This window comes from Rhodococcoides corynebacterioides, from assembly GCF_019834675.1.
Classification (GTDB): domain Bacteria; phylum Actinomycetota; class Actinomycetes; order Mycobacteriales; family Mycobacteriaceae; genus Rhodococcoides; species Rhodococcoides corynebacterioides_A.
The window spans coordinates 231,201-247,749 of the sequence record NZ_JABUBU010000001.1; the positions used below are offsets into that span (position 1 = coordinate 231,201).

Consider the following 16,549-nt stretch of genomic DNA (forward strand, 5'->3'; position numbering starts at 1 on the left):
TTGGAGGAGACAGGTGAAGCTCGAGCGCAGCATTGCCCTTCTGGGTGTCCTGGCCGCCGGCGGAATGACGCTGGCCGCATGTGGCAGCGACGCGAACGTCGAGGCCGCCGGCGGCAGCGAGTCCGCGGCGACCTGTGAGGGCAAGAGCCCGATCACCGGTGAGGGCTCGTCGGCCCAGCAGAACGCCATGTCCAACTTCACCTCGGTGTACTCCGGCGTGTGCGCCGGTCAGGCCGTCGAGTACACGGTCAGCGGGTCCGGCAACGGCCGCACGCAGTTCGTCGCCGGCCTGGTCGACTTCGCCGGGTCGGACTCCGCCATCAAGGAGCAGCAGGCCGCGGACGCCGCGACGCGCTGCGCCGGCAACCCCGCGTGGAACCTGCCGCTGGTCTTCGGCCCGGTCGCCGTGGCCTATACCCTCGACGGTGTCGACGACCTGGTGCTGACGCCCGATCTGGTCGCCCAGATCTTCACCGGCCGCATCACCACCTGGAACGATCCGGCCATCGCCGCGATCAACGAGGGCAAGTCCCTGCCGTCGACGGCCATCACGCCGATCTACCGCTCCGACTCCTCGGGCACCAGCGACAACTTCCAGCGCTTCCTCTCCGACGCCGCGCCGGAGTCCTGGACCCTCGACCACAGCTCGGACTGGGCCGGTGGAGTCGGCGAGGGCGCCAACGGCTCGTCCGGTGTCGCGCAGGCCGCCGCCGCGACCCCCGGCTCGATCACCTACGTCGAGAAGGGCTTCGCCGATCAGGAGAACCTCACCACCGCGCGCCTCGACTTCGGTGCCGGCCCGGTCGAGCTGACCAGCGAGACCGCCGCCCGCGCCATCGACGCGGTGACCTTCTCGGGCGAGGGCAACGACCTCGTGCTCGACACCGACGCGCTCTTCTCGTCGAGCGAGCCGGATTCCTACCCGCTGGTGCTCGCTACCTACGAGATCGTCTGCTCGGCCGGCTACGACGCCGACACCTCGGCCGCGGTCAAGTCGTTCCTGCTCAGCGCGGCCAACGAGGGCCAGGAGGGCCTCGAGGAGGCCGGGTACGTGCCGCTGCCGGACAGCTTCAAGGAGCGTCTGGTGACCGCGATCAACGCCATTTCCTGACACACTGGTCGTCGCCTGCACCATGCCCGACACCACGGATCACGGTGCAGGCGACGCCGTACCCCCACGACACGAGACTGTGAGCGGTATGAGCGACACTCATTCGATCAGCGGCATCACCCCGGCCTCGACCACCGCGGCCGGTGTCGCTCGGAGGACGGAAGCGCCGACGCCTGTGCCCGACACCAAGAGCAAGAACACGGTCGCCCGGCCGGGTGACCGGATCTTCTCCACCCTGGCCACCGGCTCGGGTGTGTTCGTCATCGTCCTCATCGCGGCCATCGGGGCGTTCCTGTTGTGGCGGGCGATTCCCGCGCTGCAGAACAACACGGTCAACTTCTTCACCTACAACGGTCAGTGGTCGACGTCCGACACCTCGGCGATGCTGTTCGGTGTCCGTGACCTCTTCCTGGTCACCGCGACCGTGTCGATCGTCGCGCTCGTGTTGGCGATGCCCGTCGCTCTCGGCATCGCGATCTACCTCACCAACTACGCGCCGAAGCGTCTGGCCGGCCCGCTCGGGTACGTCATCGACCTGCTCGCCGCGGTGCCGTCCATCGTGTTCGGTCTCTGGGGCCTCTACGTGCTGGCCCCGGCCATCTCGCCGGTCGCGGAGTGGCTGAACACGAACCTGTCGTGGATCCCGCTGTTCGCCACCGGATCGGTGTCCATCGCCGGCGGCGGCACCATCTTCACCGGCGCGATCGTCCTCGCCGTCATGATCCTGCCGATCATCGCCGCGGTGACCCGCGAGGTGTTCGTCCAGACCCCGAAGGGCCAGATCGAGGCCGCCCTCGCCCTCGGCGCCACCCGCTGGGAGGTCGTGCGCACCACGGTCATCCCGTTCGGCAAGTCCGGGTTCGTCAGCGGCTCGATGCTCGGCCTCGGTCGCGCGCTGGGCGAGACCATCGCGCTGTACATCATCATCCGCAGCACCCAGCAGACGTTCGGGTGGACGCTCTTCGACGGCGGCAACACCTTCGCCACCAAGATCGCCCTCGCCGCTGCCGAGTTCAACAACGAGCTGCAGGCCGGTGCGTACATCGCCGCCGGACTCGTGCTGTTCGTGCTGACCTTCCTCGTCAACGCCGGCGCCCGCGCCGCCATCGCCGGAAAGAAGGACTGACCGTGGCCGACACCGCCGCGAGCACGGCCGGTGGCACCGCCACCATGGACCGACCCGTCAAGCAGCCGACGTTCCAGGGCGTCTCCGCGCGCCGCAAGGCGTCCGACGGCATCGCCACCGTCCTGGTCTCGCTGTCCGTCCTGATCGCGCTCGTGCCGCTGGTGTGGGTGCTCTACACCGTCGTCTCGCGCGGGATCAGCGCCGTCGCCACGTCGGACTGGTGGATGTTCTCGCAGGCGGGTGTCACCCCGTTCCGTGAGGGCGGCGGCGCGTATCACGCCATCGTCGGCACCCTGCTGCAAGGCCTGTTCTGCGCGGCGATCTCCATCCCGATCGGCATCTTCGTCGCCATCTACCTGGTGGAGTACGGGCAGGGCAGGCGGCTGGCCCGAGCGACGACGTTCATGGTCGACATCCTCACCGGCGTGCCGTCCATCGTGGCCGCGTTGTTCGTCTACGCCCTGTGGATCGCGACGTTCGGTTTCGATCGCTCCGGTCTGGCCGTGTCGCTCGCGCTGGTGCTGCTGATGATTCCGGTCATCGTCCGGTCCGCGGAGGAGATGCTGCGCATCGTGCCGCAGGATCTGCGCGAGGCGTCGTACGCGCTGGGGGTGCCCAAGTGGAAGACGATCGCCAAGATCGTCCTGCCGACGGCGCTGTCCGGCATCGTCACCGGCATCATGCTCGCGCTCGCTCGCGTCATGGGCGAGACGGCGCCGGTGCTGATCCTGGTGGGATCCGCCACCGCGATCAACTTCAACCTGTTCGCCGGGCCGCAGACCTCGCTGCCGCTCATGATGGTCGACCTGCAGAAAGCCGGTACGGCCGCGCTCACCAGCGAGCGGATGTGGGGCGCAGCGCTCACCCTCATCCTCATCGTCGCGGTGCTCAACATCGGCGCGAAGCTGGTCTCCCGCTTCTTCGCCCCCAAGAGTTTCTGACCGAAGGGCTTTCGTCATGGCAAAACGACTCGATCTCGAGGACGTCAACATCTACTACGGCAAGTTCCACGCCGTGTCGAACGTGACGTTGTCCGTTCCGCCGCGCAGCGTGACGGCCTTCATCGGCCCGTCCGGATGCGGCAAGTCCACCGTGCTCCGCTCGCTGAACCGCATGCACGAGGTGACGCCGGGTGCCCGCGTGGAGGGCTCCGTCAAGCTCGACGGCGAGGACATCTACGGCGCCGGCGTCGACCCGGTGGGCGTGCGTCGCACCATCGGCATGGTCTTCCAGCGCCCGAACCCGTTCCCCACCATGTCCATTCGCGACAACGTGGTGGCCGGACTCAAGCTGCAGGGCGGCCGCAGCAAGAAGGAGCTCGACGAGGTCGCCGAGGCCTCGCTGAAGGGCGCCAATCTCTGGAACGAGGTCAAGGACCGCCTGGACAAGCCGGGCGGCGGCCTCTCCGGCGGTCAGCAGCAGCGTCTGTGCATCGCCCGCGCCATCGCGGTGCAGCCCGACGTGCTGCTCATGGACGAGCCCTGCTCCGCGCTCGACCCCATCTCGACCCTCGCGATCGAGGATCTGATCGGTGAACTCAAGAAGGACTTCACCATCGTGATCGTCACGCACAACATGCAGCAGGCCGCCCGCGTCAGCGACCAGACCGGGTTCTTCAACCTCGAGGCGACCGGCAAGCCCGGCAACCTCATCGAGATCGACGACACCGAGAAGATCTTCTCCAACCCGTCGCAGAAGGCCACCGAGGACTACATCTCCGGCCGCTTCGGCTAGAGAGTCCACCCCGAACACCGAAAAGGGCGCCCCTCCCGCAGGAGGGGCGCCCTTCTCGGTTCGCTCGTGGCGACCGCGACCGAACGCGGAGGGATCAGTTGACGTGCTGCGCGGGCGGGGTCGGCATGTCCGTGGGCAGCTCGCCGGTGACGAGGAAGACCACGCGGCGACCGACCTCGACGGCGTGGTCGGCGAAGCGCTCGTAGAACCGGCCCAGCAGCGTCACGTCGACGGCCGCGGCGACGCCGTGCTTCCACTCGCGGTCCATGAGCACGCTGAACAGGTGCCGGTGCAGATCGTCCATCGCCTCGTCCTCCTCGCGGAGCTTGGCGGCCCGCTCGGGATCGCGGGTCTCGAGGACCTCGCGGGCGGAGGCGCCGAGGGCGACGGCGATGCGTCCCATCTCGGCGAAGTAGCCGTTGACCTCCTCGGGCAGGGCGTGGGCGGGGTGCCGGCGCCGGGCGATCTTGGCGACGTGCAGGGCCAGGGCCCCCATCCGCTCGATGTCGGCGACGATCTGGATGCCGGACACCACCGAGCGCAGGTCGCCGGCGACGGGCGCCTGCAGTGCCAGCAGAGCGAACGCGCGCTCCTCGGCCTGGGCGCTGAGATCGGTGATCTTCTCGTGGTCGCCGATCACGTGCTCGGCGATGCGCAGGTCGGCCTGGAGGAGGGACTGCGTGGCCCGCTCCATGGCCTGACCGGCGAGTCCGGCCATCTCACCGAGCGTGTCGGCGAGTTCGGTCATCTGTTCGTTGTAAGCCACGCGCATGGACCGATTCTAGGCCCGGGGCATGGTCGGACCGGGATGCAGGCGGTGAACGGCGGGTGAATGCCGAGCGGCCGACTACATGCAGGTCGCGTCGGCCGCGTTGGTCACCGTGAGGTCGCCCGGCAGGGCGACGTCGGTGGGGGCGCCGCCGACGGCCGTCTCGAACGTCGGCAGCGTCTCGCCGACCGGCGTGGGGGCGACGACGGTGCCCGGGTCGGTGCCGGGGGCGGCGGTTCCGAGCACCACCTCGACGATGCCGCCGAGCGACGTCGTCTCCTCGAGCACGGCGCCGGGCAGAGCGCTGGCGACCGTGGCGGCCTCCGCGATCGACCCCGGTCCGTAGCGGACGACGGTCGGCCCCGTGGTGGTGGCGTCGGCGTTGCCGGTGCCCACGATCGAGAAGCCGTACGCCGCGAGCGACTCGGCCGTCGTCGCGGCGAGCCCGCCCACGTCGGAGCCGTTGGAGACCTGCACGGACACCGCCGAGGGATCGAGCGCGGTCTGCGGCGCGGTCGCGGTCGCGCGCGTGTCCTCCGGGGTGGGGGTGGACTCCGTCGACCGCTGCTCACCCGGCAGGGGCTGGTCGTCGATGACGGCCCGGAAGATGGCCTCGATGTCGTCCGTCCGCGGAATTTCGTTGCCGTAGTACGTGGTTCCGGCCGTCGGGACGGTGAGGAACGTGACGGCACCCGCGTCCACTCCACGCAGCGACTTGCCGAGCGTCAGCAGGTCGGACGTCTTGACGTTCTCCACGAACGTGTCGCGGGTGAACGCGGTGACGAAGCCGTTGAGCTTGCTCGGATCGAACAGCACCCGGTTGCTCAGCACCGACCGCAGCAGCGACGACAGGAAGACCTGCTGACGCTTGATGCGGCCGTAGTCGCCCGTCCCCTCCGCCTCGACCTTGCGGGCGCGGACGTAGTTCAGTGCGGTGCGTCCGTCCACACGCTGCTCGCCGGTCGTGGCGAGGATGGTGCCGAGCTCGTCGTCGATCAGCGGTTGCGTGGTGCAGACGTCCACGCCGCCGACCTCGTCCACCATGGACTCGAAGCCGGCGAAGTCGATGCCGACGAAGTGCCCGATCCGCAGACCGGACATCTTCTGAATGACCTTGACCAGGCACTTCGGCCCGCCGAGCGCGTAGGTGGCGTTGAGCTTGTCGCCGTCCGCGGCCGGGAACACCTCGTCGGTGTAGTCGCCGGTGGCCGAGTCCCAGGCCTGGCACTCCGGCCGGGTGACGTCGAGGTCGCGGGGGAAGGACACCGCGACGACGCGGCTGCGATCGGCCGGGATGTTGATGAGGATCACGGTGTCGGACCGGGCGCCCTCGGCGTCGAGCTCGGTGCCCGCGCCGATCTCACCGCTGGCCCCCGCCCGCGTGTCGGTGCCGACGATCAGATAGGTCTCGTCGCCGTACTGGCCGGGCGCGTCCACCACGTCCGTGGACTCGGTGTCCAGCGCCGACACCTGCGCGAAACCGCGGTCGGTGGCGCGGAGGTAGCCCCACACGATGCCGGTGAGCAGCAGCGCCATCACCGACACCAGAGCCACCGACACCCGTCCGGCCAGGCGCAGGCGGGCGCGCTTGCGGGCCTTGGACAGCGCCAGGCGAGTCAGCGCCGGCGGCGGGGTCGCCCCGACGGCCTCGGGGCCCTTGCGCGGCGCCGCCGCGGGCATCACGACGGTGGGATCGTCCCCGGGGGACTCGGCGGGATCGGCAGCGGATTCGGTGGCCGCCGGCTCGCGGGGGTCGGCCTCCCGAGGCGCCTGCTCGCCGGTGAGCGGCTCGGCGCTCGGGGCCGCAGCCTGGTCGCGGCGACGGGACGTGATGCGCGCGACCTTGTCCACCAGCTCCGCGACCGACAGTCGCGCGTCCTGGTCGTCGAGGTCCGCGGCGCGAGAGTCGTCCGAGGCCGCGGCGCGGGGGGCGTTGGCCGGGGTCGGCTCGTCGGATGCGGGATGGTCACCGGGGGTGGCGTCGGGTCCGGACAGACGGGAGATCGGGCGTTCCCACGGGGCACGTCCGCCGACGCCGGGTGCGCGTGCCTCGTCGTCGTCACCCACGCGTGCGGTCTCCCTCTCGTGCACCGACCGCGGGTCGCGCGATCGACGCGATTCTAACGATCATCCGCCGGAGTGCATCAGGTCGGCGCCCGCGGGGACGGCGCAGTCCTCGGGATCGTCCAGCCAGCCGTCCGGCAACGCGACCGACGACGGCGACCCCTGCCGTCCGCGGGGGCCCTCGGCGTCCGGCGGGAACGGCACGGTGGGATCGAGCTGGTCGAGCAGGCCGTCGAGTTCGACGAGAGTCGACACGGTCGCCATCTTCTGCCGGAGATCGGACCCGGCGGGGAAGCCGCGCATGTACCAGGCGACGTGCTTGCGCATCTCCCGCAACCCGCGGTCCTCGCCGTGGTGGTCGGCGAGCAACGCCGCGTGCCGACGCATGATGTCCGCGACCCGGCCGAGCGTCGGCGGAGTGGGACGCTCGGTGCCCCGGAGGGCCGCCGACAGTTCGGCGAACAGCCAGGGACGCCCGAGGCACCCACGACCGACGACGACGCCGTCGCAACCCGTCTCGGTCATCATCCGCGCGGCGTCGTCCGCGTCGAAGATGTCGCCGTTGCCCAGCACGGGAACGTCGCGGACGTGGTCCTTGAGCCGCGCGATCTCCGACCAGTCGGCGGTGCCCGAGTACCGCTGCGCCGCGGTCCGCGCGTGCAGTGCGACGGCGGCAGCCCCCTCACCGGCGGCGATGCGGCCGGCGTCGAGGTGGGTGTGATGGGCGTCGTCGATACCGATGCGGAACTTCACCGTCACCGGGACGTCGGTGCCCTCGGTGGCGCGCACCGCGGCGGCGACGATGGACCCGAACAGCGACCGCTTGTACGGCAGTGCCGCACCGCCGCCCTTGCGGGTGACCTTGGGGACGGGGCATCCGAAGTTCATGTCGATGTGGTCGGCCATGTCCTCGTCGACGATCATCTTCGCGGCGTCGTACGTGGTCTGCGGGTCCACGGTGTAGAGCTGCAGCGAGCGCGGCGTCTCGGTGGGGCCGAACGTGGTCATGTGCAACGTCGCCGGTTGCCGCTCGACCAGCGCGCGGGCGGTGACCATCTCGCACACGTAGAGGCCCGACGTCGAGCCGGTCAGCTCGTCCTCGAGTTCGCGGCACAACGTGCGGAAGGCGACGTTGGTGACGCCGGCCATGGGGGCGAGAACCACCGGGCTTCGCAGCGTCAACGAGCCGATCTGCAAGGCCATGGGGACATCACGCACCAAACACTCTCGGGGGCCGACGCAGGTGTCGGCCGAGGAACAGGACGATGCCCGGCCGCCGTCGGACGGCGACCGGGCATCGCTCCAGAATACGGGTCACGGGGCGGTCACGGCCAGTTCGACCGGAACGACTCGCCCGGGGCGGTCAGGACGCCTGCGCTGCCTGACGCTTGGCGGCCTCGCGCGAGAGCATGCGGTCGCGCTGCTCCTCGAACTTGAGCACCTGGCCCTCGAGCTTCTCGAGGAACGCGGCGAGGTCCTCCCGCGTCTGCTCGCCCGCGGGGCCGAAATCGGTGCGCTCGAAGATCTTCCACTTGCGCAGGACCGGCATGACGACGTCCTCGAGGTGCTGACGCAGGTCGTAGATGCCGTGCTTGGCCATGAGGACGCCGTTGCGGCGGAAGTTCGGCATACCGGCGCCGGGCATCTGGAAGTTCTGCACGATGTCCGACACGGCCTTCAGTGCCTGGTCCGGAGCCAGCTCGAGAGCGGCACCGCAGAGGTTGCGGTAGAAGATCATGTGCAGGTTCTCGTCGGCCGCGATGCGCTGGAGCATGCGGTCGGCGACGGCGTCGTTGCACACCTTGCCGGTGTTGCGGTGGCTCACGCGGGTGGCGAGCTCCTGGAACGTGACGTACGAGACCGAGTGCAGGAAGCCCATCTGGTCGCCCTGCTCGCCGGCGGGAGAGGCGAAGCCGTTGGTCATGTGCTCGACGCGGGCGTTCTCGAGAGCGACGGGATCGACGCCGCGGGTCACCACGAGGTAGTCGCGCATGACGATGCCGTGGCGGTTCTCCTCGGCCGTCCAGCGGCCGACCCAGGTGCCCCAGGCGCCGTCCTGCGAGAAGTTCTCCGCGATCTCCCGGTGATAGGAGGGCAGGTTGTCCTCGGTCAGGAGGTTCGTGATCATGGCGGCCTTGGCCACCTCGTCGAGCTGGGACTGCTCCGGGGACCAGTCCTCACCTCCGAGAGCGGCGAAGTTCCGGCCCTCGTCCCACGGAACGTAGTCGTGGGGGTGCCACTCCTTGGCCATGGAGAGATGCCTGTTCAAGTTCTCCTCCGCAACCGGCTGCAGCTCGCTGAGCAGCTCGAGTTGGGTCAGATCCCGTGCCATGCCAATCCTCCGTGTCGATGTCGATCCGAGACAGCCTACGGCACCGTAACCGCGACGTGGGGTGTCTCGACGGGTCCCGCCGTACCGCGCCCTCCGCGTCGGCGTTCCTGGCGCGCGCCTCGGTATCGCCGACCGAACGGGGTTCGAGTCCGATAACCGGCACACGTGCCGACCGGTTCGAGTATAGGCCCGCGAACCGGCCTCGACCGGCTGTGACATCTCCGTAAGACCGGCGGGGCGGCCTGTGCCGACCACGGCGGTCCGGTGCGTGTCGCGACGTCCGACGGGGGAGCGTCGGATCCGTCGTCTCGGTGCCCCCACCAGGGCTCGAACCTGGGACCTGCGGATTAAAAGTCCGTAGCTCTACCAACTGAGCTATAGGGGCGGACGAGGCAGAAGTGTACTCACCGTCGTGTCCCCCCAGTGCACTGCCGTATCGACTGCGCTGCCGTATCGACTGCGCTGCCGTATCGACTGCACCGCCGTATCGACCGCCACTGTCGTCCGTGGCCGAATCGGGTGCGGTCCGCCGCACGGGAAATCCGGGGGGCGAGGACACGGCGCGCGTACGATCGGTGACGACGGGTCGATTCATCCGATTCCCCTCCTGGCACCCAGTCGTACCGGACCGGGTTCGCGCACAACGCGTGTCGCCGTGAAAACCGGACGAATCGGCGGGGTCCGCCGAACAATCGGCACTCCCGGGCTGTTTTCGGGCGCGTTCGAGGGTGTTCTCAGGGTTGTCGGTTACGATCGCGTCACTTTCACGGCGCCGCGAGGCGCCCAATTCGGAGGCACACGCGCAATGGCACAGCAAGAACGCGCCCGACGGACCCGTGCGGCAATCGTTGAGGCCGCGGCCCACGAGTTCAGCAAGCGCGGATACACCGCCGCATCGGTGAACACGATTCTGGAAGGGTCGCGTGCCACCAAAGGCGCGATGTACTTCCATTTCAGTTCCAAGGAGGATCTCGCCCGCGCCGTTCTGCAGACGGCCGGCGAGAAGTACCGGGATGTGATGTCGACACCACGTCCGGCGGGCGTCGACGCCCTCGAATGGCTGCACGCCCTCATCGTCGAGCTGGCGCGGTCCTTCGACGAGAGCGTCGTCGTGCGGGCCGAGTTCCGCCTCATCATCGAGCCCGAGTTCTACGCCACCATTCGTGAGGGTGCGGGTGCGATCTGGGGGAAGACGGCGTACGACCTGGCCGCCGAGGCGCATCGCGACGGCTTGCTGCGCGCGGACATCGATCCGCACCGCTTCACGCGTGTGCTGGTGACCTCCCTCGCGGGCCAGCGGTACATGTCGGACCTCTCGGCCGACGAGACCGACCTCGCCGCGCTGTTCGAGGAGTCGCTCGAGGTGCTCCTCATGGCCATGGCGTCCCCGGAGTGGCTGGACGACTGGCGTGCCCGCGGGTGGCGCGACGTCCTCTCGCCGGTCGCAGCCGAGGTCTGATCTAAAATGCCGTCTGAGCTGGGGATTTGGAACTCTCCGCGACGGTGTTCTAGTCTATCGAAGCTCCCAACGGCACACCGCCGGAGGGTGAGGCCGGAGCAATTCGGCGGGCCCCCTTCGTTTAGCGGCCTAGGACGCCGCCCTTTCAAGGCGGTAGCGCGGGTTCGAATCCCGTAGGGGGTACGTAGCGGTGCGGTGACAGCATCGAGACGGGTTCGACAACCCCCGACGGAGCGAATTTGTTCCAGCCGGGAGATGCAGTAAGGTTCTCCGGGCAAGCGCAGGAGAGATTCACCAGCAGTTCGGTTCTACCAGCAGTACAGCAAGGCCCTGTGGCGCAGTTGGTTAGCGCGCCGCCCTGTCACGGCGGAGGTCGCGGGTTCGAGTCCCGTCAGGGTCGCAAGACATGTGCACGACCGGTGTCCAGCAGTTCGATCGGACATCTCCGGCCAGGTAGCTCAGTTGGTACGAGCGTCCGCCTGAAAAGCGGAAGGTCGCCGGTTCGATCCCGGCTCTGGCCACCACGATGAAAGCCACCTGGTGACGGGTGGCTTTTCTGCTGTCCGGGGTCGGTCGCGCCGCGTCGCCTTCCCGCCCCCGGTACGCGCGAGCGCCGGATGGGTACCGACACCGCATGAGCGACATCGACGCGGACGTCATCGTGGTGGGGGCGGGGATCGCCGGCCTGCGCTGCGCCGCCGCCCTCCACCGCCGCGGCCTCACCGCCCGCGTTCTGGATGCGGACACCGCACCGGGCGGACGCATCCGAACCGACGTCGTCGACGGGTTCCGGTGCGATCGCGGCTTTCAACTGCTGAACCCCTCGTACCCGGCCGTGCGTCGTCACGTCGACGTCGACGCGCTGGATCTGCGGACCGCCGGTCGGGGTGTGCGGGTGGTCGATGGGTCCGGCCGGGCCCGCACCCTCGCCGACCCGACGCGGCATCCCGGTCTGCTCCCCGCAACGGTGCGGTCGGCCGCCGGGCTCGGGCTCCTGCGGCCACGCACCGTGGTCGGGGCCGCGCGGTGGGCGCTCCCGGCGCTCGGACCGGTTCGGCGGCTCGAGTCCACGCCGGACGCGGCCCTCGCCGACGACTGGGACCGGCTGGGGGTGCGCGGACCGCTGCGCGAGTCGATCCTGGCGCCGTTCCTCAGCGGTGTCCTGGCCGACGGGGTCGGCGACACCTCGGATCGCTACGTCCGGCTGGTGCTGCGCAGCTTCCTCCTGGCGACGCCGGGCGTTCCGGACCGCGGCATGCAGGCGTTCCCCGAGCAGCTCGCACGGGTCGAGGGCGTCGACGTGACGTACTCCGCGCGCGTCGAGCGCATCGCCGACGGTGCCGTTCCCGAGGTTCGGGTCGCGGACGGGACCACGCTGCGCGCTCGCGCGGTGGTGGTCGCGACCGATGCCGTCGACGCCGCTGCCCTGACGTCGGCGGAGACGTCCCCGATGCGGGGTCTGTCGACGTGGTGGTTCGAGGCCGACGGGGTAAAACCGGACCCGTTCCTGCGCATCTCCGGAGCGGGAGGCGTGGTGGTCAACACCGCTCAGATGAGCGCCGTCGCACCGGGTTACGCGCCGGCCGGGCGCACGCTGGTGCAGGCGACCACGCTGCTCGGCAAGGATGGACCGGCCGCGGAAGCCGACGTGCGTGCCGACGTGGGTCGTCTGTGGGGCGCCTCGGTCGCGTCGTGGCGAGTGATCGTCCGGCACGACGTGTCGCGGGCGCTTCCCGTCCAGGCGGCCGGATCGTCGCTGCGACGGCCTCTGCGCACCGGCGAGCGACTGGTGACGGCCGGCGACCACCGGGACACCCCGTCGATCCAGGGTGCGCTGGTCTCGGGTGGACGGGCGGCGGCCGCGGTGGCCCGAATGCTCGGCTGAGGCGAGCCGGTCGAAGGGTCGGGGCCTCAGGGTCGGCGGCGGCCTTCGCGCAGGGTGCGCTCCGCGAGTTCCCGCAGCGGCCCGGTGAGTGCGGAATCCGGTGTCTCGCAGCGATGTTCGCCGATCTTCAGGGTCCAGGAGAAGGCGTCGCGGGTGCGCCGGTCGACCTGCGCGGGCAGGTCGGTGATCTGCGGCAGTGCGCGTTGCACCAGGTGCTCCCACTCGGAGGCGGCGTCGCCCAGCGTGGTGGTGTCCACCGCGCCGCGCCGGGTCATGCCCGCCACGCCGCCGCTCCGCACCACCACGATGTCCACGTCACGTCCTCCTGCTCGCCTCGTCCGGAGCGTCGGATCCGCCCTGCTCGAGGCCCTGTCCCAAGCCCTGTCCCAAACCCACGGTAGTCCACCCCTGCACGACGGCGCGGTGAACGTCGGACCCGGCCCCGTACCGTTCCGACGCCGCGGCGACGGTGGCGGCCGCGAAGGCGGCGAAGTCCGCGGTGGGCGTGAGGGTTCCGCCGGTGCAGGTGTCGAACCACACCTGACCGAGCCGGTCCCAGGCGGGCCCGCGGAGTGCGACGGCGGCCTCGGCGAACGCGCGGTTGGGAATGCCGGAGTTGAGGTGGACGCCGCCGTTGTCCTCCGTGGTCTCGATGTACCCGGCCATGTCCGCCGGTTGGGGATCGCGTCCGAGCACGTCGTCGTCGTACGCGGTGCCGGGGCGCAGCATCGACCGCAGCGCGGTGCCCTGCACGTCGGGGAGGAACAGGCCCTCGCCGACCAGCCACGACGCGTCCTCGGCGTTCTCGTTGCGCGCACGCTGCTCGGCGAGGACGCCGAAAACGTCCGAGATCGACTCGTTGAGCGCCCCGGACTGGCCCGCGTACTCCAACTGCGAGGTGTACTGGGTGAACCCGTGCGTCAGTTCGTGCGCGACGACCGACAGCGAGACGGTGAAGCGGGTGAACACCTCGCCGTCCCCGTCGCCGAAGACCATGCGGGTGCCGTCCCAGAACGCGTTGTCGTACTGCTCGCCGTAGTGCACCGTGGCGTCGAGGGGCAGACCGCGCCCATCCAGGCTGGACCAGCCGTACACCTCGTCGAAGAGGGCGTAGGTGACGCCGAGCCCGTCGTAGCTCTCGTCCGCGGCGGGATCGCCCACCGCGGGTTCGCCCTCTCGCCGGACGACGTCACCGGGCAGGGTCTGCGTGCCCTTCGCGTCGGCGACGGTGCGCTGCAGACGGCCCGCCACCGCGCCGCGGGAGCCGCCTGCCGACCCGGCGCGGACCCCGTCCCGGCGCAGGCGCAGTTCCGCGTCGAGCGCGAGCGTGCGCTCCGCGACGGACGGTGCGGTGTCGAGCCGGGCGCTGCGCTCGGCGGGTGCGGACGCCAGCCGCTGCAACAGGTACGGCGGCACGACACCCGGACACCCGGCGAACGGGTGGGCGGTGCGGACGGGGTGGGCGGTCATGCTGCGACGCTAACCCGCCCCGCCGACAACCTCGCGGCGACGATCAGGGGCAGGCGAGTTTCGCCTGGTCGAAGATGCGGCCGGCCTCGTCCGCGCTGGGGGCGTTGCCGTTGTTGGTGGCCTGCGCCTCGATGTCGGTCTTGACCTCGGCCTCGTCCTTGCCGTCCTGGATCTGCTGGCAGATTCCGCCGAGCAGGGCCTCGATCTCCTCGTCGGACTTGCCCTCGGACAGGGCCGAGAACTGGGCCTTGTAGGCGGCGACGAAGGTGGCGCGCTTGGCGTCGTCGAACACCGATCCCGCCCGGTCGCCGAGACTCTCGGCGCTCGAGCCGAGGCCCGGTGCGGCGGAGCGGGCCGAGCTCACCGCACCCTCGGCGGCGTTCTGGGCGCTCTCGGCGACGTTGCCCGCCGTGTCCTGCGCGGCTTGCTGATCTTCGGAACTGCACCCGGACAGCACGAGGGTGAGGGCGGCGGCGGCGGTGACGACGGTGGCGACGAGTTTCATCGGCGCAGTCTATCGACGCCGATGCCCTCGGATCGAGACCGTCACGCACGGTCGGTGCCCATAATTGGCGATGGCCACAACTCCGGTCGACCGAGCGGACACCGCCGACGGCGGGGGAGCGCGGCGCCGCGGCCGCTCCGCCGTGCGCAGCGCCCACGGCACCTCCGCGGTGGAGTCCTTCGTGATCGTCGCCGTCGCCACCATCCTGATCACGCGGGCGTACCTCGAGATCACCGACTACCCGCAGGTGGGAAACGGGACCCTGCACATCGCGCACGCCCTGTGGGGCGGCGCGGGCATGATGGCGGCGCTGGTGATCGGCTGGCTCTTCCTCGGCTACGGGGCGCGGGTGGTGGCCGTCGTGCTCGGCGGGATCGGCTTCGGTCTGTTCCTCGACGAGGTGGGCAAGTTCGTCACGAGAGACAACGACTACTTCTACGGGCCGGCGTCGGAAATCATGTACGTCACCATCGTCGCAGTGCTGGTGGCCACGCGGGTGCTGCGGGACGCGGCCGAGCCGTCGCCGCGCGAGTGCCTCGCGAACGCCGCGGCCATCGCGGCGGACGGCGTCGCCGGCGGGCTGCCCGCGCACCGCCGTGAGAAGGGCCTGGAGCTGCTCGATCGGGCGCGTCTCGCCGGCGCCGATCCGGACGTGGTCGCCGGACTCGACGTGCTCCTGCGCCGCAGCGCGCCGGCGTCGGCGGGCGCGGCCGGGCTGCGCGTACACCTCCGCTCTCGGCTGCCGCGCTGGGTGACGAGTCCGCGGTGGGTCCCGGTCCTCGCGTGGCTGATGGTGATCACCTCGGTGCTCGGGGTGATCGGCGGGGTGCTCGCGCTGGTGACCGGCGGCGTCGACGTCGCGACGGACGATCTGGAGGTGACCGTCGAGCGGATGACGGTGTCCGGCGGCATTCTCTGGGTCACCGCGTGCATCACGGTGGCGCTGGGCCTGCCCGCGGTGATCGCGCTGCACCGCACGCGCAAGCTCTGGCCGCTGCGATGGTTGCGTGTCGCCGCGCTGGTCTACGCCCTGCTCGGCGCGCTCGTCGACTTCGCGCAGATCGGCTTCGCGGCCCTGAGCAACCTCGCGATCGGGCTGGTCACCCTCGCGGCGATCTCGCATCGGCTGGCGGTCCGAACGGCGGAAGGCTCCGCGCGGACTCGAAGCGACGCGGTGCGCCTGTGAGGGGGTCGTCGAACGCGATGCTGCGGGCGAGCAGGCGCAGCGGGTCCCGGTAGTCGTCGACGGCGACCTCCCGCGGCGCCGGGTACAGGGAATCCCCGACGATCGGCACGCCCGCCGACGCCAGATGGACCCGGAGCTGATGCGTCTTCCCGGTCGACGGACGCAGCCGATAGAGCGCGAGATCACCGGCGGTGTCGACGATCTCGACTCGGGTCTCGGCGTTCACCTCGCCGGGCACCTCGCGCGCCTGGAGGGAATCTCGGGTCTTGACGATGCGGCTGCGGATCAGGGTCGGGACGTCGCCGACCGGGGCCACGGCCTCGTAGATCTTGGTCACCGCGCGCGCGGCGAACAGCTCCTGGTAGGCCCGACGCACCTCCGGGCGGGCGGTGAAGACCAGCACCCCGGCGGTGAGTCGATCGAGCCGGTGCGCGGGGGAGAGCTCGTCGTTGCCGAGGTCGCGGCGCAGGCGGACCAGCGCGGACTGGACGACGAATCGTCCCCGCGGCGTGGTGGCCAGGAAATGCGGCTTGTCCACCACGACGAGGTCACGGTCGGCGTGCAGCACCGGCAGCGCGAACGGGACCTCCGGTTCCACGGGGGGATCGCGGTGGAGCCACACGTCGGCGCGGGGGACCAGGGGCGTGGTCGCGGTGATCGGGGTGCCCCGCGCGTCGACCACCTCGCCCGCGTCGATCTTCGCCGCCAGCGCGTCGGCGTCGTCGGGAAACCGAGCCCGGAGGTACGCCACGACGGTCGGGTACTCCGCCGGCGGGTCGGGCAGACGGATCCGGGTGGGGTTCAACCCGTCGCGGACGGGCAGCGGAGCGGGCACCCGACGACCCTAGGCGGGTCGATCGCGCCCGGCGCCCACGGCACGGCACTCCCGTCTTGGCTACTGTCGGCAC

General features: G+C 70.4%; 15 protein-coding genes and 4 tRNA genes. 10 read left to right on the top strand and 9 right to left on the bottom strand.

The window, feature by feature from the left end; translation table 11 throughout:
* Positions 1–13: 13 nt before the first annotated feature.
* From pstS to pstB, 4 genes are all read left to right on the top strand, one after another.
* Complete coding sequence (gene pstS, locus HQ603_RS01060; protein WP_222682544.1) at positions 14–1,111, top strand: phosphate ABC transporter substrate-binding protein PstS; 1,098 nt, start codon at positions 14–16, stop codon at positions 1,109–1,111.
* A gap of 88 nt (positions 1,112–1,199) precedes the next feature.
* The gene (gene pstC / locus HQ603_RS01065) at positions 1,200–2,237 is read left to right on the top strand and encodes a phosphate ABC transporter permease subunit PstC (RefSeq protein WP_222682545.1); all 1,038 of its coding nucleotides are present in this window, start codon (positions 1,200–1,202) and stop codon (positions 2,235–2,237) included.
* 44 nt (positions 2,238–2,281) lie between these two features.
* On the top strand, positions 2,282–3,178 hold the full coding sequence (pstA, locus tag HQ603_RS01070) for a phosphate ABC transporter permease PstA (RefSeq protein WP_222683146.1): 897 nt from the start codon (positions 2,282–2,284) through the stop codon (positions 3,176–3,178).
* 16 nt (positions 3,179–3,194) lie between these two features.
* Positions 3,195–3,971, top strand: coding sequence for a phosphate ABC transporter ATP-binding protein PstB (gene pstB, locus HQ603_RS01075; protein ID WP_222682546.1), 777 nt, complete (start codon positions 3,195–3,197; stop codon positions 3,969–3,971).
* Positions 3,972–4,065: 94 nt separating this feature from the next.
* On the opposite strand, the gene phoU is transcribed toward pstB, so the two are convergent.
* The 5 genes from phoU to HQ603_RS01100 form a co-directional block, all read right to left on the bottom strand.
* Positions 4,066–4,743, bottom strand: coding sequence for a phosphate signaling complex protein PhoU (gene phoU / locus HQ603_RS01080; protein ID WP_222682547.1), 678 nt, complete (start codon positions 4,741–4,743; stop codon positions 4,066–4,068).
* A gap of 75 nt (positions 4,744–4,818) precedes the next feature.
* Positions 4,819–6,807, bottom strand: a complete 1,989-nt coding sequence (locus tag HQ603_RS01085; RefSeq protein WP_222682548.1) for an LCP family glycopolymer transferase — start codon at positions 6,805–6,807, stop codon at positions 4,819–4,821.
* A 60-nt stretch (positions 6,808–6,867) separates the two neighbouring features.
* Positions 6,868–8,007, bottom strand: coding sequence for a tRNA dihydrouridine synthase DusB (gene dusB / locus HQ603_RS01090; RefSeq protein WP_222682549.1), 1,140 nt, complete (start codon positions 8,005–8,007; stop codon positions 6,868–6,870).
* A gap of 160 nt (positions 8,008–8,167) precedes the next feature.
* The gene (locus HQ603_RS01095; protein ID WP_222682550.1) at positions 8,168–9,136 is read right to left on the bottom strand and encodes an acyl-ACP desaturase; all 969 of its coding nucleotides are present in this window, start codon (positions 9,134–9,136) and stop codon (positions 8,168–8,170) included.
* Between the two features lie 312 nt (positions 9,137–9,448).
* Positions 9,449–9,521: transfer RNA gene (locus tag HQ603_RS01100), tRNA-Lys, on the bottom strand.
* Between the two features lie 420 nt (positions 9,522–9,941).
* On the opposite strand from HQ603_RS01100, the gene HQ603_RS01105 reads away from it, so the two are divergent.
* From HQ603_RS01105 to HQ603_RS01125, 5 genes are all read left to right on the top strand, one after another.
* Positions 9,942–10,595, top strand: coding sequence for a ScbR family autoregulator-binding transcription factor (locus HQ603_RS01105; RefSeq protein WP_222682551.1), 654 nt, complete (start codon positions 9,942–9,944; stop codon positions 10,593–10,595).
* Between the two features lie 110 nt (positions 10,596–10,705).
* Positions 10,706–10,778 (top strand) — tRNA-Glu (locus tag HQ603_RS01110).
* A 143-nt stretch (positions 10,779–10,921) separates the two neighbouring features.
* Positions 10,922–10,995, top strand: a tRNA-Asp gene (locus HQ603_RS01115).
* 47 nt (positions 10,996–11,042) lie between these two features.
* Positions 11,043–11,119: transfer RNA gene (locus HQ603_RS01120), tRNA-Phe, on the top strand.
* Positions 11,120–11,229: 110 nt separating this feature from the next.
* Positions 11,230–12,480 (top strand): FAD-dependent oxidoreductase, encoded by a 1,251-nt coding sequence (locus HQ603_RS01125; protein WP_222682552.1) that lies wholly within the window; start codon positions 11,230–11,232, stop codon positions 12,478–12,480.
* A 26-nt stretch (positions 12,481–12,506) separates the two neighbouring features.
* On the opposite strand, the gene HQ603_RS01130 is transcribed toward HQ603_RS01125, so the two are convergent.
* The 3 genes from HQ603_RS01130 to HQ603_RS01140 are packed head-to-tail and all read right to left on the bottom strand — an operon-like array spanning position 12,507 to position 14,455.
* The gene (locus HQ603_RS01130; protein WP_222682553.1) at positions 12,507–12,794 is read right to left on the bottom strand and encodes a protealysin inhibitor emfourin; all 288 of its coding nucleotides are present in this window, start codon (positions 12,792–12,794) and stop codon (positions 12,507–12,509) included.
* 1 nt (position 12,795) lies between these two features.
* A complete protein-coding gene (locus HQ603_RS01135) occupies positions 12,796–13,950 on the bottom strand; it encodes a M4 family metallopeptidase (RefSeq protein ID WP_222682554.1) in 1,155 nt (384 codons plus the stop codon).
* 43 nt (positions 13,951–13,993) lie between these two features.
* Positions 13,994–14,455, bottom strand: coding sequence for a hypothetical protein (locus tag HQ603_RS01140; RefSeq protein ID WP_222682555.1), 462 nt, complete (start codon positions 14,453–14,455; stop codon positions 13,994–13,996).
* Between the two features lie 70 nt (positions 14,456–14,525).
* Here HQ603_RS01140 and HQ603_RS01145 point away from each other — a divergent pair, with 70 nt between their 5' ends.
* Positions 14,526–15,641 carry a hypothetical protein gene (locus tag HQ603_RS01145; protein ID WP_261773187.1) on the top strand — a complete coding sequence of 372 codons (1,116 nt, stop codon included), beginning with the start codon at positions 14,526–14,528 and terminating at the stop codon, positions 15,639–15,641.
* On the opposite strand, the gene HQ603_RS01150 is transcribed toward HQ603_RS01145, so the two are convergent.
* Positions 15,556–16,476 (bottom strand): pseudouridine synthase, encoded by a 921-nt coding sequence (locus tag HQ603_RS01150; RefSeq protein ID WP_222682556.1) that lies wholly within the window; start codon positions 16,474–16,476, stop codon positions 15,556–15,558. The two genes, HQ603_RS01145 and HQ603_RS01150, sit on opposite strands and share 86 nt — an antisense overlap.
* Positions 16,477–16,549 lie beyond the last annotated feature (73 nt).

Coding starts and splice junctions, on each gene's coding strand:
- pstC (WP_222682545.1), top strand. CDS start 1,200: ATGAGCGACACTCATTCGATCAGCGGCATCACCCCGGCCTCGACCACC.
- pstA (WP_222683146.1), top strand. CDS start 2,282: ATGGACCGACCCGTCAAGCAGCCGACGTTCCAGGGCGTCTCCGCGCGC.
- pstB (WP_222682546.1), top strand. CDS start 3,195: ATGGCAAAACGACTCGATCTCGAGGACGTCAACATCTACTACGGCAAG.
- phoU (WP_222682547.1), bottom strand. CDS start 4,743: ATGCGCGTGGCTTACAACGAACAGATGACCGAACTCGCCGACACGCTC.
- dusB (WP_222682549.1), bottom strand. CDS start 8,007: ATGGCCTTGCAGATCGGCTCGTTGACGCTGCGAAGCCCGGTGGTTCTC.
- HQ603_RS01095 (WP_222682550.1), bottom strand. CDS start 9,136: ATGGCACGGGATCTGACCCAACTCGAGCTGCTCAGCGAGCTGCAGCCG.
- HQ603_RS01105 (WP_222682551.1), top strand. CDS start 9,942: ATGGCACAGCAAGAACGCGCCCGACGGACCCGTGCGGCAATCGTTGAG.
- HQ603_RS01125 (WP_222682552.1), top strand. CDS start 11,230: ATGAGCGACATCGACGCGGACGTCATCGTGGTGGGGGCGGGGATCGCC.
- HQ603_RS01135 (WP_222682554.1), bottom strand. CDS start 13,950: ATGACCGCCCACCCCGTCCGCACCGCCCACCCGTTCGCCGGGTGTCCG.
- HQ603_RS01140 (WP_222682555.1), bottom strand. CDS start 14,455: ATGAAACTCGTCGCCACCGTCGTCACCGCCGCCGCCGCCCTCACCCTC.
- HQ603_RS01145 (WP_261773187.1), top strand. CDS start 14,526: ATGGCCACAACTCCGGTCGACCGAGCGGACACCGCCGACGGCGGGGGA.